Annotated in this window: 14 protein-coding genes; 6 read left to right on the top strand and 8 right to left on the bottom strand. The window is 45.4% G+C overall.

All coding sequences use genetic code 11. The features are described from left to right. Window positions 1–211: 211 nt before the first annotated feature. The gene (locus ACRBG0_RS26790) at window positions 212–1,015 is read right to left on the bottom strand and encodes an OmpA/MotB family protein (protein ID WP_431489902.1); all 804 of its coding nucleotides are present in this window, start codon (window positions 1,013–1,015) and stop codon (window positions 212–214) included. A gap of 205 nt (window positions 1,016–1,220) precedes the next feature. Between ACRBG0_RS26790 and ACRBG0_RS26785 the strand changes: the two genes are divergently transcribed. Continuing rightward, complete coding sequence (locus tag ACRBG0_RS26785; RefSeq protein ID WP_431489901.1) at window positions 1,221–3,044, top strand: hypothetical protein; 1,824 nt, start codon at window positions 1,221–1,223, stop codon at window positions 3,042–3,044. 133 nt (window positions 3,045–3,177) lie between these two features. Here the strand turns inward: ACRBG0_RS26785 and ACRBG0_RS26780 are convergent, their stop codons facing one another. The 4 genes from ACRBG0_RS26780 to purH form a co-directional block, all read right to left on the bottom strand. Beyond that, window positions 3,178–4,557, bottom strand: a complete 1,380-nt coding sequence (locus tag ACRBG0_RS26780; RefSeq protein WP_431489900.1) for a hypothetical protein — start codon at window positions 4,555–4,557, stop codon at window positions 3,178–3,180. Between the two features lie 2 nt (window positions 4,558–4,559). Continuing rightward, complete coding sequence (locus ACRBG0_RS26775) at window positions 4,560–5,915, bottom strand: hypothetical protein (RefSeq protein ID WP_431489899.1); 1,356 nt, start codon at window positions 5,913–5,915, stop codon at window positions 4,560–4,562. Then, complete coding sequence (locus tag ACRBG0_RS26770) at window positions 5,896–6,633, bottom strand: type III pantothenate kinase (RefSeq protein ID WP_431489898.1); 738 nt, start codon at window positions 6,631–6,633, stop codon at window positions 5,896–5,898. The genes ACRBG0_RS26775 and ACRBG0_RS26770 overlap by 20 nt, the downstream gene beginning before the upstream one ends. A 118-nt stretch (window positions 6,634–6,751) precedes the next feature. Next, window positions 6,752–8,278 carry a bifunctional phosphoribosylaminoimidazolecarboxamide formyltransferase/IMP cyclohydrolase gene (gene purH / locus ACRBG0_RS26765; protein ID WP_431489897.1) on the bottom strand — a complete coding sequence of 509 codons (1,527 nt, stop codon included), beginning with the start codon at window positions 8,276–8,278 and terminating at the stop codon, window positions 6,752–6,754. Between the two features lie 147 nt (window positions 8,279–8,425). Between purH and ACRBG0_RS26760 the strand changes: the two genes are divergently transcribed. Next, window positions 8,426–9,619 carry a M20 metallopeptidase family protein gene (locus ACRBG0_RS26760; RefSeq protein ID WP_431489896.1) on the top strand — a complete coding sequence of 398 codons (1,194 nt, stop codon included), beginning with the start codon at window positions 8,426–8,428 and terminating at the stop codon, window positions 9,617–9,619. Between the two features lie 43 nt (window positions 9,620–9,662). On the opposite strand, the gene ACRBG0_RS26755 is transcribed toward ACRBG0_RS26760, so the two are convergent. The 3 genes from ACRBG0_RS26755 to ACRBG0_RS26745 form a co-directional block, all read right to left on the bottom strand. Further along, window positions 9,663–11,639, bottom strand: a complete 1,977-nt coding sequence (locus tag ACRBG0_RS26755) for a gliding motility-associated C-terminal domain-containing protein (protein ID WP_431489895.1) — start codon at window positions 11,637–11,639, stop codon at window positions 9,663–9,665. A 193-nt stretch (window positions 11,640–11,832) separates the two neighbouring features. Next, entirely contained in the window at window positions 11,833–14,457 is a 2,625-nt protein-coding gene (clpB, locus tag ACRBG0_RS26750; RefSeq protein ID WP_431489894.1) for an ATP-dependent chaperone ClpB, read from the bottom strand. Window positions 14,458–15,813: 1,356 nt separating this feature from the next. After that, window positions 15,814–17,058: a T9SS type A sorting domain-containing protein gene (locus tag ACRBG0_RS26745; protein WP_431489893.1), complete on the bottom strand. Its 1,245-nt coding sequence runs from the start codon at window positions 17,056–17,058 to the stop codon at window positions 15,814–15,816. A 330-nt stretch (window positions 17,059–17,388) separates the two neighbouring features. On the opposite strand from ACRBG0_RS26745, the gene ACRBG0_RS26740 reads away from it, so the two are divergent. The 4 genes from ACRBG0_RS26740 to ACRBG0_RS26725 all read left to right on the top strand — a co-directional run bounded on the left by ACRBG0_RS26740 (window position 17,389) and on the right by ACRBG0_RS26725 (window position 24,766). After that, window positions 17,389–18,756, top strand: a complete 1,368-nt coding sequence (locus ACRBG0_RS26740) for a hypothetical protein (protein ID WP_431489892.1) — start codon at window positions 17,389–17,391, stop codon at window positions 18,754–18,756. Between the two features lie 99 nt (window positions 18,757–18,855). Then, window positions 18,856–20,226, top strand: coding sequence for a TolC family protein (locus tag ACRBG0_RS26735; protein WP_431489891.1), 1,371 nt, complete (start codon window positions 18,856–18,858; stop codon window positions 20,224–20,226). Between the two features lie 210 nt (window positions 20,227–20,436). Beyond that, window positions 20,437–21,546 (top strand): efflux RND transporter periplasmic adaptor subunit, encoded by a 1,110-nt coding sequence (locus ACRBG0_RS26730; protein ID WP_431489890.1) that lies wholly within the window; start codon window positions 20,437–20,439, stop codon window positions 21,544–21,546. A gap of 175 nt (window positions 21,547–21,721) precedes the next feature. Further along, a complete protein-coding gene (locus ACRBG0_RS26725) occupies window positions 21,722–24,766 on the top strand; it encodes an efflux RND transporter permease subunit (RefSeq protein WP_431489889.1) in 3,045 nt (1,014 codons plus the stop codon). Window positions 24,767–25,185 lie beyond the last annotated feature (419 nt).

Below are 25,185 nucleotides of genomic sequence, written 5' to 3'. Positions count from 1 at the left end.
GACGACTTTTTAGTTCCCGCAAGCTTTTATCAAAGAAAAACCACTTTATTTCCAGATAGGAAAATCCACTATACGTATAATGATTGGTCAAGTCAACACTCCCCTCTCACCTACGTGCCAAATGTGATAATACGGGAAAGGAAATACTGGAAAAAGACCTAATTCAAAACAGTAATTTTTTTTCACCTTTTCTCACCGAGAGATAAAGAATTTAGTTTGCCAGGGCCGGTGACTCTAATAAATTGAAAAACTGATCTAACTGAGGCGTTATAACTATTTCCGTTCTACGGTTTGTTTTACGGCCGGCGTCCGTACTATTATCAGCAATCGGAGCATATTCGGCCCTTCCGGCAGCGATCAGCCGCTGAGGGGATAAGAAATAATCGTCTTGCAAAGTACGGACTACCGTCGTTGCTCTTCTCACCGACAAGTCCCAATTGTCTTTAACACAGTTCCCTTCTATCGGAATATTATCGGTATGTCCTTCTACCATTACATCAAGTTCGCTGTGATCATTGAGGACAAGGGCTATTTTATTGAGTACATTTTGTGATTCATCATTGAGGCGAGCACTCCCTGAAGCAAAAAGTAATCGATCTGCGATAGAGATATGTACTTTTCCTCCACGTACCTCCACTTTTACGTCTTCGTCCGCAATATTCCCAAGAGAACGCTTCAGGTTCATCACCAGAGATAAGTTCAATGAATCTTTAGCTTGCACCTTCTTGGTGAGATCTTGAATAAAGCTGTACTGATCGCCTAGGCTCTCTAGCGACTGCTTGATACTTTCTGCCCCTGTTTTACTAACGACCGACAAATCAGCCATACTTCCGAGTAAACTACCATTGGTAGAACGGAGATGATTCGCTTCCTGCTCCAACAATTCATACTGCGCTACTTTGTTAGCTAATTGGCTATGAGCTTCAGATACCTTGCTTCGCTGCGTAAAAAACAGTATGATCCCTGCAATGGAAAGGATAGATAAAAGGATAATGATGATGTTTGTCCCTTTCATGATGATGTTGTGTAGTTTGTAAAATGTGGATTTACCTCACTTAATTACTTATCTGACGTTTTTTCTGCTCTTAAGTTAGTAGTAATACCTAATTTAAGAACGACAACTCCGCCCTAAAAACTGCGATTATTGGTGCTTTATTATATTCGCTGACACAGAAACTGTCTAAAGCTTAGCTTAGATTCTTTGCTTAAAATCTCCATTGATGAAAAAATCCGCTTACCTATTACTTGCATTTATCTTCTTGGCTACTGCGTCTTACACGCAAGTGAATCCAAATATTGAAAAGATCACAGAGGTCTTTTTCTCAACCTATGATTATCCTTCCCAAGCTCATCGACTACTGCGTTTTGAAAGTAGGATAGATGGCTATTACGTGGTACGCATCAATACCTCCAACGAAGTAGAACGCCGAGAGAAGTTTTATGACAACAAGTCAAAAACCTACTTAACCATCAATTCCGCCAACGAATGGACTACCAATATCAATGGGAATCCAACGAACACTAAAAACCTATCCCAAAGTTATCTTCTCCAGTTAGGTCGTTTTGAAAAAGACGCTTTCAGCCGACAGCCCTATTATGGATACGCTGGATGGTACAAAGACGCCATTGCTTACTGGGAGAATAAAAAAAACCTGACAAATGAAGAACTGCATGCGCTTGCACGCGCTTATTCTACCGCAGCCATATCCTTATTAGCTAATTATTCCAACTATAGTCTCGACGAAGAACGCTTTCAGCTAAAAGATGGAATCCCTGCCATGAACACCACTCAGCTGCAACAATACCTCCAGGCCACTAATAAATGTTTGGCCGCCTACAAAATACTTAAGGATCGTGACCCTCAGTTCGTCACTCCTCTGGGGCCGGCAAGTACCAAGTACGCCAATGAACGAATGAATGTTTTTTTAACACTTTTATATTTCCAGGGAGAAGAAGAAGCACGCCATCTTTTAGAAGAAGATATGTACGAGCCGTATTTTCTTGGTAATGCTCGAAACTATCTTCGGTCTTGCCCTAAAGATGCTGTTGTTGTTGCTTGGGGGGATACCGATACCTACACCTTATTATATGTACAAGCCACAGAGGGCTTTCGTACAGATGTAATTGTGATTAACACTTCTCTTCTGGCTGTTGACAGATATCGAAAAATGCTGGTAGCAGGGCCTTTTAAGGCTTCACCTTTACAGACTGACCTGCCCGAATTCTACAATACCCTACCTATCAAGGTTTGGATGAATAGCCTGGAGTATCCAGATTCTTCTATTTCTTATGCTTTACTGAAAGAAAAAATTTCCAGAGAAGACAACTACTACAAGAGTGGGAATACCTGGACCTATCCATTGGCTTATAGTTATGTAGCCATTCCCGTTCCATCTGGCACTCCGTATCTCTATGAGGACAACGAAAATACTGTAGCACGGTGGAGGGCCTTTAGCACTAGTGTTTACGAATTAATCACCAGCTATGCTTTATTGGATCTATTGGCCGCAAATGAATGGAAGCGCTCTTTGTGTTTTCTACCAACGGTTTCTATTAACGAATTACTGCCATGGCAGGAGCACCTAGCTTGGAACGGTTGGGTCTACCAGATTGTCCCTGATCGATTGAAAGACAATAGAATTGCTGCTGGTATTATACAGCATACCGATTCTACCCTTTATCTATGGCAAGAGAAAATGGTCTATGATACAACTACAATTATTAGCTCTTTTGATAAACTCCCTTTTTATCAGCATCAAATCAAAAGTGCGAGAGAACTATTAACTAGATTATTAGAAGACAAGAAAACAGACAAAGCTTATCAGTTTGCAAGGTCCTTACCGCAAAACTACCCAAATGCTATCAGGAGTTGGGATAGACAATGGATAGAACTCGTTCCGCTTTTTCGCCAAAGCGGCGCATTAGAAACAGCGGACAAAATATTAGAGACCATAGCTGAGAACGTGCGTGAAAACAGAATTGACTTTCAAAGGGAAGAAGATCGATACTTGTTGTTGCAAAGGGTTAGGGAGTTGAAATGGTAAGGGATTTTATGGTTGATTGTTGATGGTTGTTTGTTGTAGGTTATTTAACTAAAACGGGTGATTTCGGGACATTGTGTCGCCGAAATCACCCGTTCATGGAGATTGAATAAATCAATCAAGCGTTATGCTAAGCTTAATCGCGGAAACGAACTTTTACGGTTTCGCCGATACAGCTTACCGTTACACTCTGTCCTTCGCTTACCTTACGCATGAAACCATCTTCGCGGCCTGGGAGGGCAGCAGTCAGGCGGCTGATACGAGTACCTGCATCACTAGCAACATCAGCATCGATAGAACGAGCATAGCTGTATTTATCAATTGCAGCGATGGCTGCCAAACGGCGATTCCAATCATCACAAGCCGTTGCACGCTTAGAGATGATATCTCCCATCAGCATGTAAGGCTTACCCCAACCACTTTTCAGGCTAGCAGCTTCGCGGGCTTTAGCATTGGCTTCGCCGTACTGGCCTTTCTGCCATGTGAGGATAGAGGCCATAGAGAATAAAATCTGCGCTTTGATTTCAGGGTCTTCGGTAGAATCGATACATTCCTGGTAGCTAGCCAAGGCTTTATCGTAATCTCCTTCCTTCTGGTAGACAGAACCTGCAAAACAAGGATCTTTCATACGCTCGGTCAAAGCTAGTTCATCGTAAGTAGCCTTCAATTCTGCCAATTCAGGATCGGTTTCTTCACAACCTTGTGCCATCAGCTTATTCCAGATGTAATTAACAGTTTCCCAATCTTCCTTATGTTCTGCAAAAGTAGGAAGAAGGTCACCTTTGAAGTAATCACAATCAAATACTTCAGAAGCAATCTCTCCTATTTTTGCATCCATATTGGCTTTACCAGACACGTAGTAATCCTTATAGTAGTGATCATTCTCGATATTGTGATCGGCGAATTCTACCGCTTTCGTATAAAGGTCACGAACAGTGGCCTTGTCAATTTGGCCATCCTGATACAAGTATACAAGTGTTAGACCCAGAGGGTCTAAAAGGATATACTCTGACTCATTTCCAGCAGCTTCCATTGCTGCCTGCAATGCTTCCAGTGTTTCCAAGGTATAGCCATAACCATGGGAATAGAACATGTCGAATGCCTTACGGCCAAGGATGAGCTTGCTGTCATCAGGATAACACTCCAAGTACTCATCATAGAGCTTCATTATCACTTTTGAATACTCCGCCTTCTGCTCGGTATCTTCGGTTTTTGCAGTTTTTGCTTTATACAGAATAATACCATCAATATAATGTGTTGGCCGTTGGCCATCAGCAGCGGGAGCAAGTGTGTATGCTTTTTCCCAATTACTGAAAGCAAGATTAAAATCAGATTCGGCCAAAGCTTCTACATCAGCTGCGGTTTTATCTTTCAAATAGGGACGGTACACCACGTGAGCATCCTCTGCTTCTCCTTTATTGGCGATTTCCTCCCAGTTTGTACACTGCGCAGAGAGCGAAGCGGTTCCTAAAAATAGGATAGCCAGCAGAACAGCCAGATTTTTTTGAATAGTCATACTTAATTGAATTTGCGTTTAAAGAACCACGAATTATCGTTCAAAGTGAAGCCTAGCGTAAGCCTCACGAAAGTTTCTTCTAGTACACCGTCTACTCCGGCACGCCCTAGCTCTACTGCTGTGTTAACAAAAGACACTTGCTGGCGCGGCATAATAACAGGAAAGCCCATGCCTAAGGTAAAGGAATATCCTTCCACCTGTTGTCCGTCTAGTGTACGCGGATCGGTACCATAACGGAACCCAGCTCTGTAACGGATTTTTTCCCAGTAATTATTGTAGGAATTAAAGTTAGGGATATACTCTCCTCCTATTGCGACATAGTAATTATCCATTAACTGCTCCTCTTTAAGATCATTTCGATAATTACTCCAAGCAGAGGCACCGTACTCAATACCAATATTGAGACGATTTAAATCATGAAAGTGTACACCTAAAGAATAGGAAGAAGGCAAAACTCCTTCTCCTTTAATATTTTCGTTACGGAAAATTGTATCTGAGACAATGCTAGAGAGGTAGCGGCGAGTAAACTGAGTGCCTTCCATTGTAAAGTCTGCTTCATTGCTCAAGGTTGCACCAAGAACAATACGCTTGCCATTTGGTACTTTTTCTCCTTCTTTATTCAATTCTTTGAAAAGGAAGGCATACTGTGCTCCAAAAGTCCAGCTTGTTCCACGAAAGCTAATTTCATCCTGAAACTCTGTGTTCAAAGAACCTTCCAGAGAATCAAAATCAACAAGGCGGCTGTTAATGAGATTCCCAAAAAGGAACCCTACTTCAGCACCTACAGAAAGTTGTTCGTAGCGAAAGCCAGTACCCCAACGCAGTTTGGTGGTACCACCAGCCCCTTTCAAGGTGTTGGTGCTACTCTCTACACCAGGGGTGAGGGTATCAACAAGGCGAATATCGTAGCCCACTTGGGTCTGTGGAATCAAGGTGATGCTCATACCAGCATTCCAATCATTACTTTTCCGATCCAAGGCCTGATTGATCACATTGCGAAGTGGGAAGCCCAATGAGAGATACTGAAGATTACCTCCCCAGGAAACATCATCGATTCCTCCACTACTCAACTTTGAACGTCGTGCGTACAATCCACCTTCAAAGGCTGTCGATTGCAAACTAGCCAGTGAAGCTGGGTTAAGGATATTTAGCTGATAAGGATCCTGCCAACCAGCGCCAAGGCCGGCCATTCCAGCCGATGCCGAAAAATACTGTGGCACAAAATCCCCTAAAGCGAAACGCGACAAGGGCGAATTTACCTTTGGGCTAATATTACTATTTTGCACCTGGCTCCACGCACTTAGCGAAAGCATGGTGAGAAAAAGTACCGTAAAAATTTTATGCCAAATGTTCGACATTATAAGTTAAAATTTTGTGTAGTCCATAGAGGACTAGATTTGAATGCACAAATATCTCGCATTCTATGTTATTCGCCAAAAAACTGGCATCTCCACCAGTAAGTAACACTTTTAAATCAGGCCATTGCTGTTTTAAACGCCCAGCCAATGCTTCTATTTCCAAGGCAACACCTAAGCCACCACCATTCTGTAGCGCGGTTGTCGTGCTGGTTCCCCACACTTGAACCGCCGCCAGTGGCTCCACTTGAGGGAGCCGAGCAGTAAACTCGTGCATTGCCCGCAATCTCATTCTCACTCCTGGCGATATATTACCTCCTAGATAGGTGGCATCTGCCCGAAGTATATCCATTGTAACACAGGTTCCTGCATCAACAACCAAACAAGTATTGGCTGGATAATAAAACTGTGCGCCTGCCACTGCCGCCAATCGGTCTTTACCGAGGGTGGCCGGTGTAGCGTACGCATTTACAAAAGGTAAAATCGTTTTTTCGCTCAAGCCCCAAACCTGGTATTGCTGCTCTAGCAAAATCGTCCATTCTGCGGGCCAAAATTCAGCCACGCTTGAATAGATGATATTTTGTACCTGGTGGTTGGTTGCCAAACGGGAAATATCTTCCAACTTTACCGTTGTACCAAGGTATTCTTCTACCAATTCATTCTGATGAAAAACACCATATTTTACGCGGGTGTTTCCTATGTCAATGACCAAATTGCGCATATTATTTGTGCTTGACGCTATAAATGCCTAAAATTTGTCCAAGCCATTTCTATAACGTCGTATTCGCTCATTATGACGCCTTTGCATCATCTGCGGTAACTTAAGGTACTGTTAATGTTTAATGCTTAAAGTGGCGGTGCCCTGTCATGACCATCGCCATTCCGTGCCCATCACAGTAAGCAATACTGTCTTTATCTTTAATAGACCCTCCTGGCTGAATTACAGCTTTGATTCCCTGCTGGTCTGCAATTTCTACACAATCAGGAAATGGGAAGAAAGCATCCGAAGCCATCACTGCACCATCTAGGTCAAAGCCAAAAGCTTTCGCTTTGTTGATCGCTTGCTTCAGTGCATCTACGCGGGAAGGCTGGCCACATCCCATACCGATCAACTGCTTGTTTTTCACCAAAGCAATCGCATTCGATTTGAGGTGCTTAACAGCAATACTTGCAAACAAAAGGTCACTTACCTGTTCTGGCGTAGGTGCTACTTCCGTCACAGTATCAAGATCGGCAATCGTTTCCTGGCGCATATCTGTATCCTGCTCTACTACACCATTTAACAAAGAACGGAAAGAGCGGCTACCAATCGCGTAATCCTTCAACTTAAGCAGGATACGCTTCTTTTTAGTTTTCAACAATGCCAAAGCATCCTCATCGAAATCGGGTGCAATCAATACTTCATAGAACAATTCGTTGATGGCTTCGGCAGTAGCCAAATCCACACTGGTGTTACATATAAAGATACCTCCGAAAGCCGAAACATTATCACATTCCAACGCTGCGTCCCATGCCTCTTTCAGGGTAGAACGAACCGCGAGGCCACAAGTATTGGTGTGCTTGAGGATAGCAAAAGCAGGGTCACCGATTCTTAGTTCCCGCATAATCTGAACCGCCGCGTCGATATCTACCAGGTTATTGTAAGAGATATCTTTGCCATTGAGCTTATCAAAAACGGCATCGAAATCACCGAAAAACACACCAGACTGGTGAGGGTTCTCGCCATAACGGAGAATATCAGAACGGTGGATACTGTACTTGAAAGCGATATCCGTAGTACCTTCGTTGAAGTAGTTGAAGATTGCAATATCGTAGTTCGAGGAAACCTTGAATGCCCGGCGCGCCATTTCACGGCGATCTGTTAAATCCAGCGTTCCCTCTTTTTCTTTCAGTATTTCCAAAAACAGGGCATATTCAGCGCGGGAAGGCACGACTACCACATCTTTATAATTCTTGGCTGCAGCCCGAATCAATGAGATACCTCCAATATCAATTTTTTCGATGATTGCTGACTCCTCATTGGTCGTTGCTACGGTCTCTTCAAAAGGGTAAAGGTCTACAATTACCAGATCGATTTCCGGTAGTTTGTATTCCTTTAGTTGATCCAGGTGATCGGGTTCACGGCGTGCCAAGATACCACCAAATACCGCTGGATGTAAGGTTTTTACCCGCCCGTCGAGGATAGAAGGATAAGAAGTGATGTCCTCAACTGCCGTAACAGGAATATCCAATTGGGCGATAAATTTCTGTGTACCACCAGTGGAGTAAATCTGTACACCCTGACGGTGTAGTTCCTGCACGATTTCATCGAGACCATCTTTGTGATAAACGGAAATCAGTGCGGAGCGAATCTTTCTAGCTGACATGAATGAAGTGCCTTATTTTGAAAAGAAAGCGCAAAGGTAGTTAATTGGGAGAGGTTTTTTCAACCACATAGCCACATAGTTTCTCTTTTACAAGTTGAAATCACCGAGTTTATAGGGAAATTCTGATCTTGTGGTAAATAATCAGCTATGCTAGAAGCGATAAAAGATAAAGCGATAATACTACACCAAGAAGTGATTGCCATCCGGCGGCACCTGCACGCCCATCCGGAGCTTTCTTTTGAGGAATACGAAACGGGAAAGTACATTGCCGGGTTGTTAAAAACCTGGGGGATTCCTCACCAGTATCCGTTTTCAGGTACAGGCGTGGTGGCACTGATTGAAGGCGGTAAAGGGCCTGGCCCCGTAGTGGCATTACGGGCGGATATTGACGCTTTGCCCATTGAAGAAAAGAACGAGGTGAGCTATTGTTCTCAAAACCAAGGGGTCATGCATGCCTGTGGGCACGACGTACACAGCTCCAGTTTGCTTGGAACAGCTAAAATATTGTGGGATTTACGTGGTCAATTTGCAGGCTCCGTTAAGCTTATTTTTCAGCCAGGGGAAGAAAAAGCACCTGGTGGTGCGAGTATTATGATTAAAGACGGGGTGTTAAAAAACCCTGCTCCTGCTCATATTTTCGGGCAACATGTACATCCGCCATTGGCAGCAGGAAAAATAGGTATTCGGTCTGGCTTATACATGGCTTCCGCAGATGAACTCTATCTGACGGTCACCGGGCGGGGCGGTCACGGCGCTTTACCTCAAGACACCGTCGATCCTATTGTCATCACAGCACAGATTATTACCGCGCTACAAACATTAGTGAGCAGGCAAGCCAACCCTACCCTGCCCTCTGTACTTACTTTTGGGCACATTGCCTCTACGGGAGGAGCCACCAATATTATCCCCAATGAAGTAAAACTTAAAGGCACCTTCCGCACCATGGACGAAAAATGGCGTGCCGATGCCCTGCAAAGACTTCAGAAAATGGCCAGCGGTATTGCTGCTGCCTTGGGTGGCAGTGCTCAGTTGGATATTCTTCATGGCTATCCTTTTTTACACAATGATGAATCACTGACCACGCGGGCCACAAATTATGCTCGCGAATACATGGGGCCGGAAAACGTGGTGGAATTGCCCATCCGAATGACGAGCGAAGACTTTTCGTATTACTCCCAAGAGATTCCTGCTTGTTTTTACCGCCTAGGGACCGGGAACCCGGCGCGGGGTATTACCTCTCCTGTTCACACCAATACTTTTGATGTGGACGAAGAATGCCTCTTGCACAGTACGGGGTTGATGGCTTGGTTGGCGGTTTCGGAGTTGGGTTCGAAGGTGTAAGTGATGGAAAGGTGAAAACGTTGAGGAGGTAAAAACAAGTGATTTACCTTAGCAAAGTGACTCCGCCAGAGAAGTGTTGCTCCTCTCCATTACGCCCTAGCACCAAGGTGATGTCCCAAATATAGGTTCCTTGTGCTGCATCCTTAAATTGAGAAGTGCCATCCCAGCCTAAGCTGATATCATTGGTAAAACCTTCTTTTTGTTCAAAAAGCAAACCGCCCCAACGATCAAAAATGCGAAAATTCTTAAACGCAATATCTCCTGATGATTGAATATAAAATTGATCATTTCGCCCGTCATTATCAGGCGAAAAAACATTGGGTGCAAAAAAGGGAAACTCAAGCCTTACACGTGCTTCATCACTAGCCACACAGTCATTTTGATCAATGACTGCGAGGACTAGAGAAGAATTTTCTTCAGGAAGGAAACTATAGATATCGCAATCTTCAGCACAGTTGAGCAATAAAGAATCGTTGACTATCCAGGAATAATCAATCACGGGAAAATCATTATCAATGGCTGCTATAAATTCGGCTTCTTGCCCAAACAATATCGTCTGATCAGCACCAATGTCTACGTCGAGGTAAACATCCTCCACCAATAGCGAGAAAGTTCGTGTAATACACGCATCACTAATCATTGCTTCATAGTAACCAGATTGTGTTATTAAACGAGGCACTTCATTACCGCCATCTGCCCAAGTGAGGGTAAAGCCTGGCTGGCCAGCAACAGGATTCAACCATAAGGTATCCTCTTCACAGAGGTAATATTCCGTAACTACTGTCGACAAACTATCACTCCCCAGAATTGTAAAAGGAGTGGGCAACTCACCGTCTTGATAATTACGTGGATTATTGGATAACAACCGGCCTCCCGGATATTCAGGCAAATTGGTAAAGCCATTCATGACTGCTTGCACCTCGTGATTGCCAAGCGCTGCGGCTTCTGTAACAATCAAGCTAAGAACGATGCTATCAATTCCAAAATCAGGATCAAAATTGTTGATTTGCAAAATATTCGTCCCGATTCCACTCACCTCTCCAGGGTAAGGGTTATACAATACTTCCTCAATTATAACGCCTGCCGGAAAGCTATCCCTCAGGGTAAAGTTATTTCCCGGCAAGGGTGATGAAGAACGATTAACAACTCGGATCGTTGAAGTAATACGCTGACAATGACGCAGGGTATCACCAGGTAATGATTGTTGTATAGCAATATCAAAATCTATACAGGAGCATGCATCCGTAAAATTCAGATTAGGATAATTCACAACGTCGACTACTTCATCGACAAGGGTACCCGAATTAAGGTGATAAAAACTAAGCAAGCTATTATCTCCTTCTCCTGCAAAGGATACCAGTACTTGATTATTCAAAAATGCTACTCCTGGCCTATAGTTATCTCCATAAATTAAAGACACTGATTCTCTGTTTGTAACCAGCCCTGATTCGGGAGAAATAGTAGAAAAGACACGTTCGGCTGGATGATAGCCATGCAGTTGGTTAGTGTAAATATCTAGGGCAAAGTCGGTTCCGCCATAGGTCGCATATGTTCCACCATTTGGCACTGAAATCGAATAACTTTGGGGAGCTGTATTCTCCCTAATATCTATAAAGTACAGTATGTTCATCGAATCAGAAACAGAGGGTACGACCAGGTAATTGTCATCAAAAGAAACAGTTCCTGCATGCGGCTGAAGAGCTCCATCGATTTCTCTTACAATATTATATTCTCCATCTGGAGATAATTTAAAAATACGCTGTACTCCGGGAATATTCTGATCTATACCATAAATACAATTGTCGGATCGTCGGTATCCGATGGCGTTAATTAATCCAACATTGGGTATTGGTAATGCTTCGAAATTGATGGTATTATCTCCCACTTGGGTACGATTAATATAAAAATCACCGCCCACAGCGATGATCATGCTACCATCGCAAGACCAAAGGGGCTGAGCTTGGGTAATGTTACTGAACAATAAGAGAGTAAAAAGAGCACTTAGACAAGTACGAATCATGAGAGCTGTTTAAACGTCAGAGAGAGTATACTTATAGTCCTTCAAAGCAAGGTTTGGCAGACTATAAATATAACAACAATGAGTAAGCTATATTCTTTTAGGTTGTAATTTAACAACAGCCTTGTTAAAAAAATCCCGAAACCTCAAGCGAGGAATCGGGATAGTATGATGACATAGGCAGTAACCTACGGTATTATGCCACAGTCTCTTCTTTTTTGATGGCCTGCCGGAAGACCACCACGTCGTCAAAAACATCGAGTACCAATTGCTGACCGGGCTGCACGGTATTCGCTAACAGTTGCTTGGAAAGCTGTTTCAGTACCCGCTTCTGGATTACGCGCTTGAGTGGGCGCGCGCCAAATTCGGGGTTATAGCCTTCATCAGCGAGCCAGTCCATGGCGTGTGGCGTAACCGTCAGGTTGATCCCTTGCTCCGTAAGTATAGTTTTGAGACCATTCAACTGAAGCTCAACGATGCCGCGAATATCCTTGCGCGACAAGGGACGGAACATGATGATCTCGTCAATCCGATTGAGAAACTCAGGGCGGACCGACTTTTTCAGCAAGTCAAACAAGAGGTTTCTAGTCTTATCAATCGTTTCTTCCTCTTCGCCTTCGACCATGCGCTCGAAATTGTCGCGAATGATCTCGGAACCGATGTTGGAGGTCATGATAATAATGGTGTTTTTGAAGTTCACCACCCGACCTTTGCTATCGGTAAGCCGCCCGTCGTCCAGTACCTGCAAGAGGATATTGAACACATCGGGGTGTGCTTTTTCGATTTCATCGAGTAAGACTACAGAGTATGGCTTGCGCCGAACAGCTTCGGTGAGTTGGCCACCTTCGTCGTAGCCCACGTAGCCCGGAGGCGCTCCTACCAATCGGCTCACTGCATGGCGCTCTTGGTACTCACTCATGTCAATTCGCGTCATCAGATCTTCGTCATCGAAGAGGTATTCCGCGAGGGCTTTGGCTAGTTCGGTCTTACCGACCCCGGTGGTACCGAGAAATAGGAATGAGCCGATGGGCTTGCTCTGGCTGCTAAGGCCAGTACGGTTGAGGCGAATGGCATCGGCTACCGCTTCTACCGCTTCGTCTTGTCCGATGACGCGATGATGCAAGTCTTCTTCGAGGTGAAGGAGTTTTTCGCGTTCGCTTTGGAGCATCCGCGTAACAGGAATCCCCGTCCAACGGCTTACGATTTCGGCGATGTCTTCCGCTTCGACTTCTTCCTTTACCAACATTTTATTATCGGACTGCATTTCCTGTAACTGAGCCGTAAAAGATTCCAGCTGGGCCTGCACATCAGGAACTCTACCGTAGCGAATTTCTGCTGCTTCGGCGTAGTTGCCTTCCCGTTCGGCGCGGTTGGCTGCCAACTTCAGTTGTTCCATATCCTCTTTGGCTTGCTGGATACCGAGTACTACTTCGCGCTCGCTTTCCCACTGGGCTTTGAGGGCGTTGCGGGCTTCTTCCAGGTTGGCCAGATCCTCGTTGATTTTGTCGATTTTCACCAGGTCGTTCTCACGCTTCATGGCTTCGCGCTCGATTTCGAGTTGGCGAATTTTGCGTTCTGTTTCATCAAGTTCTTCGGGCATAGAATTCATTTCCAGGCGCAGGCGGGCCGAAGCCTCGTCGATCAAGTCGATGGCTTTATCCGGCAGGAAACGATCTGCGATATAGCGGCTGGATAATTGCACCGCTGCTACAACAGCTTCGTCCTTGATGTTGATCTTGTGGTGCGTTTCGTAACGTTCCTTCAAGCCACGCAAGATGGAGATGGCATCTTCTTCGGAAGGCTCACCAACCAAAACGGTCTGAAAGCGCCGTTCGAGGGCTTTGTCCTTTTCGAAATACTTTTGGTATTCGTCCAAGGTTGTGGCACCGATGGTTCGGAGTTCTCCACGCGCCAGGGCAGGTTTGAGGATATTGGCTGCATCCATAGCACCCTGGGTTTTACCTGCACCAACAAGGATGTGGATTTCATCGATAAAGAGAAAAATCTGCCCATCTGCTTGGGTGACTTCGTTGATCACAGCCTTAAGGCGTTCCTCGAATTCACCTTGGTACTTGGCACCGGCGATCAGTGCGCCCATATCGAGGGTATAAATGTCTTTGTCCCGCAAATCTTCTGGCACATCTCCATTGATGATACGATGAGCGAGGCCTTCTACAATGGCTGTTTTACCAACCCCGGGCTGACCAATGAGAATAGGGTTATTCTTGGTGCGCCGCGCCAAGATGTGCAGAACACGGCGGATTTCTTCATCGCGACCAATCACAGGATCGAGTTTGCCGTTGCGGGCGCGCTCATTGAGGTTGATCGCGTATTTATTGAGGGCATTGTAGGCTCCTTCCGCGCTGTTGGTGGTGACCCGCTGGCCTTTGCGCAAGTCTTCGATGGCAGCGATGAGGCCTTTTTCTGTCACGCCACTGTCCTTGAGCATCTGCCCGACACTGTCTTTTACGGAGACGATGGCAAGGAGAATATGCTCTAAGGCTACGTACTCATCCTGAAAGGTTTTCAGGTAAGTGTTGGCTTTTTGGAGCACTTCATTGGTGGTGCGGGCCAAGTATTGCTGCCCACTACTACCCGTTTGTTTAGGATAAGAGGATACAATGCTTTCGGTAGCGCTCTTAACCGCAGAGAAATTGACGCCTAGCTTTTTGAGTACAAAAGGAGTGACGTTTTCGTCGACCTCTAATATGCCCTGGAGCAAATGGCCAACTTCAATACTAGGGTTATTGCCCTCCATAGCCAGCTGCTGGGCCCGTTGGACCGCCTCCTGGCTTTTGATAGTGAAATTATTCAAATGCATGTTGCTTAGTATTGTGCAGAAAATAAACCGCGATTTGGTTTCGTGGATTCTTCGAAGTTTTCCAAATAGTTAAAACACTTAAGATGAAGTACTTATTCAACTATTTAAAAAAAAACCATGTAGTAGACGCGGAGCCAAATCACTTTTTATTTTCGTGCTGTTCCTTATTTTTGATCTTTTGGACTTCCGTGCAGAATTCCAAAAATGCTTTTATTGATTTAAGTAGTCTGAACTACCAGGTCAACTGCAAAGGATATGCCAAGGGGCAAACGGCGAGCAACCAATGCCATTGTGACACCTTTTCACCAAGTCGACCGACATAAAGTCAGGTTAATTTAGTTTTTCGCTGTCATTCTGTGGTAAGCTTTGGCGACGTAGGCGTAACCGACGTCCAACGGGGACACCACCACTTGACCTCTTGCTCGTCTGCTGATTGCTGGTCAAGAGACCAGCAGTATATGTACTTGCAGTCTGGAGACTACAAGGAGCTCAGGCTTAAAAGCCCTTTTTTTGAACCTAAAATGAAAAAATGCTAGTGAGAACTCTCAGGGAGACTCACCAGCAGTATTTTTTCGAACAAAACAAGAACCGTCAGCCGTCAGTCCATCAAAAGCCAATCAAGCAACTTGGGGCTTTTTACACAACCCCTAGTTCAGTAGGTTGACGAAGAGGATAGCGGCCTAAAACAGGGAGCAAATCAGGTAGGGATAGGAGCGGTATGCAATGCGGAGCACTGCATGAGAGTGGATAGCCCGGCCCCGCAGCAGGCGGGGACCTGCCCAATAAAAAAACTCAGGCTAACATGAAATATTCACGTTAGCCTAAGATAAAAAGGTTTGCATAATACTCAAACACACACACGTCCGAGGTTAGGAGCCCCGGAGAGAAAAGTTTTGCAGAGAGTAGCGCGCGCATTGTCCCCGTAAAATATGCTTCTTGTTTAGAACCTTTTGGTCCTATTTACTTACTTCGGCGCTGTGTAATAAAAACGTCATTTGGTATTGAGGAGCAAACAACGCCGATGCAAAAGAGGTAAAAAAGTGATTTCAGGTCATGCAGCACTGCTTTGTTGAAGTGTTGCAATATTTGAGGATTGCTTCTGATGCCAAAATACAAGGGGGACACTGGAAGCTATTGCTTTATTTTGGAAGCTCTCTTTCCACTTCAATAGAAGGAGGTTTTCCAAATTCCACAGTTTTGCAGACCTAAAATCCACTTTGAAAAAGGATGATGAATAGAAACCCGAACTATGTGCCTGCCAGCCCACTCCCACGGGATAAAGGCAGAGCACGGGAAACTCTCACGAATAAAAAGTTTTTAGGATGAAAAATTTATAAGCCTTTTGCTGTCTCTAAATCATTTGGTTATTTGTTTTACCGTCGTACCATTGCTGGTTGTCAGGTGGAGGAAATAATTGCCCTTTGGCAAGTTGGTCATGTCTACTTCGGTGCCATCAGTAGCCTGTGTTTGTTGATTTCCCAACAACTGGCCAGAGGCAGAAAACAACTGTACGCCCTTCAATTCATTCTCTTCTCCGCTTGTTTCTATCGTCACTTTGTTTACCACAGGATTAGGGTAGACGTTGATTTCTCTGTTATTTTCCTGGCTATTAAACGGTGCTGGAAAATCTAAAGAAAACGCTATGTCTTCATCGGCTCCATTTCTATTGGTTATTCCGCTTGCAGGTGAATTGGCATTATTTGCCGTCGTTAGTGCCTGCGTTGGGGCTGCTAAAATGGTAACATATTCCGTTGATCCTGCTACTGGGTACTCTTGTAGATTTTGATCAACCATTTTGATTTTCTCCACCGTGATACCTGTATTTACATCTTCGAGAAAGGCAATATCTTCCACGATAATCATGATAGAAGCAATATCGCCATGGCCGTTGGCCTCTCCTTGTTCTTTGCGCAGGATAACCACTTCGATTTCTCCTGCTTCGTTGTTTAGCTGAATAAAAGATTCCGCTCCATTGCCATTATTTCCGTTTAGCCAAGTATTGGATAACAAATCAAGGCTAATCACATTTGGATTCCACAAGGGAGCTGTTAACTCATCAGCAAAAAGTGTTGGATCAAATTTTATGGTAAAAGTGATCCCGAAAAAATGATCTACCGGCTGGGTTGCATCTCCCAAGCTAAGGCTTAAATTGAGTGCGTCACCTGCTTCAACGTTACTGGTGCTTGCACTTAACAGTAAGGTAGGGTCCTGAGCTGCATCACCAGTACTGTATCCATCCGGATTGAGCACACCGTGGGTATTCCCGTAGTTTTTTCGCCAAAGCACCTTTCTATCCCCCTGTTCTACCTTTCCGCGGCCATTAACATCAGCATTGCTAAAGTTTATACCATCCGAAAAGCTCTGTAGCCAGGAAGGACCTGACGTATAGCCTTCCCAATCAGAACCGGCTTCATATCTTTCAGGTCCAACATTTCCTTCAGCAACTCCATGGTATAACAAATCTATACCATTAACTATTCCGTTGTTGTTGATGTCTCCTGGCCAAATTTGCTGGCCCTGAGCACACAGTGCTACACCCCATTGGGTTATTAGCAATAACATGACAGCTGCCCTCAGGGCAGGAACGTGTAAATTTCTCATCCTTTCTAACAATTTGGGAGTTACCTATTCAAATTCACCAGGGAGCCATTCCTCAATTAGCTCCTTCGTGTTTTGATGTTACAAACATAGAGGATCGGTCAACAGCAAAAAATTACATATTTTTAGCTTTCCCAACCAATGATACTCAACCAAACGGCAACACAATCAATCAAAAAAAAACATAAATCACTGTAAGTCAATAAAAACACAATCTACAGATTATTTATTATTAATATATATACTACTATAAACTCCAAACCAAATAGCAATCCATTTTTAATGAAAAAGGAAAAAACATTAACAACATTGAGGCGTTTTTCCAGAAAAAAAATGAATCTTTTTCTGGATTTCGTTGCGTCGCCATATTTCAATAAAAACCAACGCCTTCTGGATTTCGCTCATTACCTCTCCTCTTTTCACCCTCTTTTCCCAGAAGAGAGTTTGGCCTTGGCGTCTATTCCTTCTAATATTTTACCCCCTGACAAAAGAAACAAGAAGGAATTGAGTTATTTAAAAAGCCATCTCAACAAGCTATTGAAAACATTTATAGGGCAACTCCATTATCAGGATAGCACCAATATTCAGGAACTTGATGTCATTCAAGGATTAATGAAAATGGGCAGTGATGATTATGTCCCAATGCTTAAAGCTTTTAAAACCAAACTCGATCAAATCAACAAACCGGGAAATGATGAGCTTTGGATGCAGTATACTACATCGAATATTCTGCGGGGGCAGTTATCAGGCAAACCGGCTGATGTAGAAGTTATTTTGCAAGAGAGCATCAACCGACTAGATGAATACTACCTGATTAATAAACTGAGCTACGGCATAGAAATACAAAACCGGCAACAGGTGATTCAATTTGCTCCTTCTTTCCAGAACGACTTGATGGATCAAATAGAAAAACACTTAAGCGAGAAGGAGGAAATGGGACCTCGATTATCGCTTTATTATCAGCTCTACCTGTGTTTTAAATATCCTGATGAGGAGAAACATTTCTACAAACTGGTGCGTCTACTCCCGGAGCACCAGTTGAAAATAGAGCGAACGGAATGCCGAGGTATCTATTTAGCAACCATCAATATCTGTTTAAGAAAGATGCGCATTGATTATAATACCTATGCGACGATCTGCCTTGGCCTTTACGAAGAAGGCATCAGGACTAAAATTCTTTTTGAACGGGGACTATTAACCGAGTGGACCTACCGCAACGCAGTAAAAATTGGTCTAAGGCTAGAGCGTTACAAATGGACAACAGACTTTATCCACACCTACAATCCGTTCTTGGCGGTAGCATCTCAAAAGAATGCCTTGTATTCCAATTTAGCGGAAGTTGCTTTTTCACAAAAAGAATTTGATCAGACTTTTGAGCATTTACATAAAATCAAGATCAATCATTTCCGCTACCACCTGAGTACCAAGATACTTTTGATTAAGACCTTTTACGAAACGGAGAATATCGACTCCTGTCTTTCGGCGTTGGGTGCATTTACCGTTTATCTTTCTCGCCTCAAAGGGGTATCTCTAGCGGTGAAGAAAAACTGCCAGCATTTTTGTCAACTTCTCCATCAAATTCTGATGCAGAGTAGCGACAAGAAAAGAGAAAAAACCAAACTCAAGATTCAGCAACAGACGCCATTGGCAGAAAGGGAGTGGCTGCTTGATGTTTTTAGCAGAGAGCATCCGCGCTTTTAATAGTTACCATTCAACCCGCTCATTCTACCATTCAGCTTTTTGAAGTGGAATGCCTGCTGCTTGGTGTTCATCTTTGTCTAAGTAACCAGATGAAGAATTATGAGAGCGTTAAGCCTGTTGTTATTATTAGGAGTACTTCTCCCCTATTTACCCGGTCAATCCTTAGACCAATACGTACAAATAGCCCTGGAAAACAATCTGGAGCTTGCTCAGAAAGACCTCAGCTATCAAGAAGCTCAGGCCCAACTAGCACAAGCTAAAGCCTTGTTTTGGCCTCAATTGGGGATTAATGGCCGCTTTAGCGTAGCACAAGGCGGGCGAACGATTGACATTCCGGCGGGTGACCTTGTTAATCCTGCTTACCAAAACCTCAATGCACTCAACCAGCATATATCTGGTAGTGACCCTACCTATCCGGCATTCCCCAATTACGGTACCGTAGATAATGCGTCGATCAATTTCCTTCGTGCTACGGAGCAAGAGACGGTCGTGCGCTTGAGTATGCCCGTTTACAACAACTCGATTGTTCGTAACCGTCAGATAAAAGAGAGCATGCTTGCTGCAAGTGGTAGCGAGTTGGCAGGATTTCGCCGACAACTACGACGGGATGTGAAACAAGCCTACTACTTGTATTCGCAGGCTCATTTTGGTCGACAAATCTATGAGGATGCTTTGCAGTTGGTGGAGGAAAACCTACGTACCACCCAAAGTCTACAGGCTCATCATCAAGTGACCGCCGCCGATGTCTATTCTGCCCAAGCCCAAGTAGCGAGTGTTCAACAGCAACTGGCTGTAGCCATACAGCAAGAGCAATCCGCCCAAGCATATTTTAATACCCTCCTGCGCCGAGAATACACAACAGCCATTAGTCTGGAAGAACAACCTGAGCATTCTACCGATGTCATTCTTGGCTTGGAGGCCGCCCAACAGCAAGCCTGGCAACAGCGGGAAGAATTGGAACAGTTGAACTTCTACCTCGCTGCTGCCGAAGAGAACCGCAAACTGGCCAGCGGCAACCGGTTACCTACCGTCAATTTCCAAGCTGATTATGGCATTCAAGGAACCACTTACAGCTTCACAGGCGAAGATGATTTCTTCCTTGGATCGCTGGTTCTACAGGTGCCTTTATTCAACAAAGCCACTTCGGCCAAAGTACAGGAGGCCCAACTTGCCCAACAGCGACTGCTACATCAAAAAGCCGCAGCGGAACAGCAAATTGGCCTTCAGGTTATCAACCAATACTATGCTTTGCAGGCTGCCCAAACCCAAGTAGCACAGGCTCAGCAACAAAAACTAGCCGCGACCGAGGCTTTTCGCTTACAAAAGCGGCTTTATGAGCAAGGACAAAGTAATCTGGTCACTTTTACGGATGCCAGAACATCGCTAACGAATGCTGAGCAACAGCTGGTCATCAGTCGATACAATTATCTCCAACAGGTTACAGAATGGGAATGGGCAATGGGGAATTAGTGTGAGGTTGGCCGTTGTTTTTTTGCCTAAAGGTGACACTCGAAGGACAACCTCACCGTATTAAGTACTTGGTACAGGGTATCCAATCTGGTTGTTTTTTCGGCTTACATTCACGACCCACCCCACCCCCTCCCTACTAGGCGAGGGACTTTTAAAAGCCACAACTCCATTTGCCTAACTCGAAATAATTAAAATCCAAATCAAAAAATAATGAGAAACATCTTAGCCATCCTCGCACTTGCCATTATCGTCAGTGCTTGTACGACACAGGCGCAAAACCGCCAGCCTTCAGCTGCTGCCAAAAAAGTTGCGGCAGCCTCCGCTACTCAAATCAATTTTCAACCTACTGTTTTTGCAACCGGACCACTGGCTGCTGCTGCGGAAGCAAAACTAAGCTTCAAGACCGGTGGTATTATTGCCAAGGTGCTGGTCAGAGAAGGGCAAAAGGTTCGTAAAGGGCAGCTTTTAGCAGAACTTCAGCTAGACGAGATACAGGCGCAGCAACAGCAAGCTAGTCTTGGCGAAGATCAAGCTGCTATCTCACTGGAGAATGCTCGCCTTGCATTGAGATTGGCTGAGCGCGACTACCGAAATGTATCGGGACTCTATGCCGATAGCGTAGCTACCTTGGAGCAATTGGAAAATGTAGAAGTGCAGCTTAATAACGCCAAAAACCAGTTATCCGCAGCCGAAAAAGGGCTTGCTTTTCGCCAGCAAGGCGTAGAAGTTGCTCAGTTCAACCTACGCTACAGTAGCATTGTAGCGCCATCGGATGGTATTATCCTTCGGCAGTTTGCGGAAACCAACGAGCTGGTTGGGCCGGGTAATCCAGTCTTCCTGTTCGGTAGTCGCCAAGAGGCACAGGTACTTAAGGTAGCTGTCACGGATAAAGATATTATTCACTTGAATTTAGGCGACAGCGCGACCATCCATTTTGATGCTTACCCAGAAGTGGATTTTCTTGGCTTCGTGCGCGAGTTGGCTGGCACTTCTGATCCATTTACAGGTACTTACCCTGTAGAAATTGAGCTCGCCCCTCAAGCGCGGCAGCTCGTCAATGGCTTTATTGGCAGTGTTACCATCCAGACGCAACAGCGGCAATCTTTAATCAGTATTCCTGTTGATGGACTCTTGAAAGCAGATGGTGCTATCGGCCAAGTGATGGTCATCGACCAAGGGCAAGCTCGCTTGCGCGAAGTGAACATTCAACAATTACAACAAACCCAACTCCTCCTACGGCAAGGCCTCGAGGTCGGAGAAATGGTCATCACTGCTGGTGCCAGCTATATAGAAGAAGGTGATCGGGTGGAGGGGTTTTAGTGTAAGGGTGTAAAGGTGAAAGGGTTTTCAAAGTCGGAAAGCGGAAGTCGGAAGTATTAAGAGTTGTTAGTTGATGGTTGACCTTGTGCACCTGCTTCCGATTTCCCACTTCCGACTTCCGACTTCCGACTTATGGTATTTATTCTTTTTTCTAGATTTGACAATTTTATCTACAATGAATATTCCTCAGTTCTCTATCCGTAACTATCAGCTGACGCTGACGCTTTTCGTTATGCTCTTGCTGGCCGGTATTGCTTCTTTTCTGGGTATGCCTCAGCAAGAGGACCCTGTGCTGGATATCCCCAACACGCTCGTTATTGCCGTTTATCCGGGGGCCAATCCACACGATATTGAAAGCCAGGTCGTTGACCCGATTGAAGAAGCAATCAAGGAACTCGATGACCTCAAGGAGCTACGGACCGTCATCCGCGACGGGACAGCAGTGACAGAGGTAGAATTTGAATTTGGGGTAGATGCCGACGACAAGTACGACCAAATTCAACGCCAGCTCAACCAATTGGGGGATGTTTTACCCGATGACCTTTACAGCCTCGAAGCCCGCCAGATTAATACCAACACGGTAAACATATTCCAGATTGCCCTAATTTCCGACGAGGCGAACTACCGCCAACTTTTCCAGGAAGCAGAACGCATTAAAAACAAGATAGAAACGGTTAACGGTGTTCGTAAAGTAGAAATCGAAGCCTACCCCGAAGAGGAAGTACGGCTGGCTTTAGATCCTGTAAAAATGACGCAAGCCAATCTGAGCATCGATGATATCGAACGCGCCATTGCCGGCACCAATGCCAATATCCCGGGCGGTGCCGTAAAGGTCGCCAACAAGCTTTTCGCCGTCAAAACCTCCGGTGCCTACGAAGATTTAGAACAGATTCGCCAAACGGTGGTAGGCGTCTACAATGGCAAGATGGTTTATTTGAAAGATGTCGCTGATGTTGACTTTAGCTACGAAGACGAGCGCTGGCTCGCACGCTACAACGGCCAACGAGCTATTTACATCAATGTCACTCAAAAAAAAGGCATCAATATTTTTGACGTCAGCGAGCCCATAAAAACTTCTCTGGCAGAACACCAACTACCCGGCGACATGCAGGTGGCTTACGTCTTCGACCAGTCGGTAGGCGTACAAGATCGTATCAGTGGCTTCATCGGCAACCTCGGACAAGGTATTCTACTCGTAGGTATTATCATTTTCCTACTCCTGGGCGTACGTTCGGCCAGTTTGGTCATGCTGGCTATTCCGCTGAGTATCATGATCGGATTGCTGGTGGTAGACAGCATGGGCTATACGCTACAGCAAATGTCTATTGCAGGCCTCATTGTAGCTTTGGGTCTACTGGTAGACAATTCTATCGCCATCACCGAAAATATCGAACGCCTCTTGGGCAAAGGCTATACTCCCGCACGAGCAGCAGCCGAAGGCACCCAACAGCTGGTCACGCCCATTGGCAGTGCGACGCTCACAACAGTGCTGGCCTTTGTGCCTATTGTCTTAATGCCTGATGTTACGGGAGCTTTTATTGCGGCACTTCCTATCACGGTCATTGCTACCTTACTGGCTTCCTACTTAGTAGCGATCATGCTTACCCCTTTCCTTGCCAGTCGTTTTCTCAAAGCAAGACCCGAAGAACAAAAAAGCAGCTGGTTATTCGAGCGCATGGGGCGTTTTATCCAAGGACCTTACACTCGTACATTGCATTGGATAAACCGCAACAAGTGGACGACACTGGGCTTAGCCGGCCTTAGCTTTGTGGGTGCGATGGCGCTTTTCCCGCTTGTAGGGGTTAGCTTTTTTCCAAAAGCAGAAAAGCCACAGATGCGAATCATCGTCAATTTGCCAAAAGGCACCAACCTTGATGCTACCGACCGAGCCGTCACTTACGTTGAGCAAACCCTCCAGGAGTACGATCAGGTTGACTACTACGCTGCCAATGTTGGCCACGGTAATCCACGTATTTATTACAATATCGCACCGACCAATTACAGCAATACTTACGGAGAGCTATTCGTCACACTCAAATCTTATGATGTAGACGAATTCTACTCACTACTCAGCGAATTGCGCACCCGCTTTGGGGAATACACCGCTGCCCGTATCGATGTAAAAGAATTCGTTCAAGGACCACCCAGCAAGGCTCCCGTAGAAATACAAATCAAAGGCAACAACCTCGAAGAACTTCAAACCATTGCGCGTCGGGTCGAACGCATCGTTAAGCAAACCCCAGGTGCCGTCAACGTCTCCAACCCGCTGCGGGAAAACAGCACCGACCTTCACTTTAGTATCAATAGAGACAAGGCCATGCTCTTTGGGGTGCCCCTCTTTACGGTCGACAAAACTATCCGCTCCTTCGTCAATGGCAATGCAGTAGGTGTTTTTCGCGATACCGAGGGCGAAGACTACAACATTGTTCTCCGCTACGAAGCTGGCGAAAACTTCCAACTCTCCGATTTCGACCGACTGAGTATTCCTACCATGACCGGCAAGTTCCTCCCCCTTCGTCAAGTGGCCAATATCACCTTCGAAGAGGCCCCCAGCCAGATCGAGCACTACGACAACCAGCGTGTAACCACCATTCTCGCCGACATCGAAAATGGTTTCACTCTCGACGCAGTCATCGCCGACATCGACGCTCAGCTTGTTCAGGAAGAATGGGCAAAGGACTACCCCTACACCTACCTGGGCGACTTGGCCAATCGCAACAATTCTTTCGGTGGCATGGGCATCGCCAGCCTTTTAGCTATACTGCTTATTGTCGGCGTACTCATCATCCAATTCAAGTCATTCACCCAACCGCTCATCATCCTTACGGCCTTGCCATTAGCCATGATCGGCTCCATCTTGGCCTTACTATTCACGGGTATTGCCTTCTCTTTCACGGCTTTCATTGGCCTCACTAGCCTCATCGGCATTGCCATCAACAACAGTATTGTCCTAGTCGATTATGCCAATTCCGTAAGGGCCGAAGGCGCCACCATTGTCGAGGCTGCCATCCAGGCGGGGCAGGTTCGTTTCATTCCCATTGTGGCCACCACCCTTACCACTATTCTCGGCCTCTTGCCCCTTACCCTCAACGGTGGTTCCCTCTGGGCCCCCATGGGTTGGACCATCATTGGCGGGCTGCTCACTTCTACCACATTAGTCTTATTGATCGTCCCTGTGCTGTACCAGTTATTCACCCGTGAAGAGGTAGTAACAGTATAATTTTCATAAAACCACCAAAGGGACGTACGTTTTTTTTAGAATTTCATACTTCAGGCACTCTCACTTTGAGGGTGCCTTTTTGGGGTCGTGCCGGTAGTAGCGTTGCTTCGCAATCGCCACTACGGCACCAGGCTGTCCGCTATTTCCGCCCCAAAGGTGCGGAACCGCTTCCATCCTTCGCCCTTGCCCCCTCCGGGCCCCGCGCTCCGGCCTCACGGCCTGCGCACTGATTTTTGGGTGGTACACCCTCATGCTAAATTCGTGAATTTAGCCTGTACAAGCCCCCCCTTAAATGTCCTTATAATCCCTTATATGGTTCAAAAAACATCTGGTGGTTCAACAAAAAAACGGCAGCTCCCATTTCCAGGAACTGCCGCTTTTGTTTTACTATGTCTGTACCATCGAACCAATTAACGATC

Origin of the sequence: Lewinella sp. (assembly GCF_050633125.1) — a bacterium.
In the GTDB taxonomy this organism is placed as follows: domain Bacteria; phylum Bacteroidota; class Bacteroidia; order Chitinophagales; family Saprospiraceae; genus Lewinella.
This window is presented reverse-complemented; position numbering and strand designations above follow the sequence as displayed.

Excerpts from the sequence above, each read along its gene's own strand:
- ACRBG0_RS26780 (WP_431489900.1), bottom strand. The coding sequence starts at position 4,557 with ATGACTATTCAAAAAAATCTGGCTGTTCTGCTGGCTATCCTATTTTTA.
- ACRBG0_RS26735 (WP_431489891.1), top strand. The coding sequence starts at position 18,856 with ATGAGAGCGTTAAGCCTGTTGTTATTATTAGGAGTACTTCTCCCCTAT.
- clpB (WP_431489894.1), bottom strand. The coding sequence starts at position 14,457 with ATGCATTTGAATAATTTCACTATCAAAAGCCAGGAGGCGGTCCAACGG.
- ACRBG0_RS26785 (WP_431489901.1), top strand. The coding sequence starts at position 1,221 with ATGAAAAAATCCGCTTACCTATTACTTGCATTTATCTTCTTGGCTACT.
- ACRBG0_RS26745 (WP_431489893.1), bottom strand. The coding sequence starts at position 17,058 with ATGAGAAATTTACACGTTCCTGCCCTGAGGGCAGCTGTCATGTTATTG.
- ACRBG0_RS26760 (WP_431489896.1), top strand. The coding sequence starts at position 8,426 with ATGCTAGAAGCGATAAAAGATAAAGCGATAATACTACACCAAGAAGTG.
- ACRBG0_RS26725 (WP_431489889.1), top strand. The coding sequence starts at position 21,722 with ATGAATATTCCTCAGTTCTCTATCCGTAACTATCAGCTGACGCTGACG.
- ACRBG0_RS26730 (WP_431489890.1), top strand. The coding sequence starts at position 20,437 with ATGAGAAACATCTTAGCCATCCTCGCACTTGCCATTATCGTCAGTGCT.
- ACRBG0_RS26775 (WP_431489899.1), bottom strand. The coding sequence starts at position 5,915 with ATGTCGAACATTTGGCATAAAATTTTTACGGTACTTTTTCTCACCATG.
- ACRBG0_RS26770 (WP_431489898.1), bottom strand. The coding sequence starts at position 6,633 with ATGCGCAATTTGGTCATTGACATAGGAAACACCCGCGTAAAATATGGT.
- ACRBG0_RS26790 (WP_431489902.1), bottom strand. The coding sequence starts at position 1,015 with ATGAAAGGGACAAACATCATCATTATCCTTTTATCTATCCTTTCCATT.
- ACRBG0_RS26740 (WP_431489892.1), top strand. The coding sequence starts at position 17,389 with ATGAATCTTTTTCTGGATTTCGTTGCGTCGCCATATTTCAATAAAAAC.
- ACRBG0_RS26755 (WP_431489895.1), bottom strand. The coding sequence starts at position 11,639 with ATGATTCGTACTTGTCTAAGTGCTCTTTTTACTCTCTTATTGTTCAGT.
- purH (WP_431489897.1), bottom strand. The coding sequence starts at position 8,278 with ATGTCAGCTAGAAAGATTCGCTCCGCACTGATTTCCGTTTATCACAAA.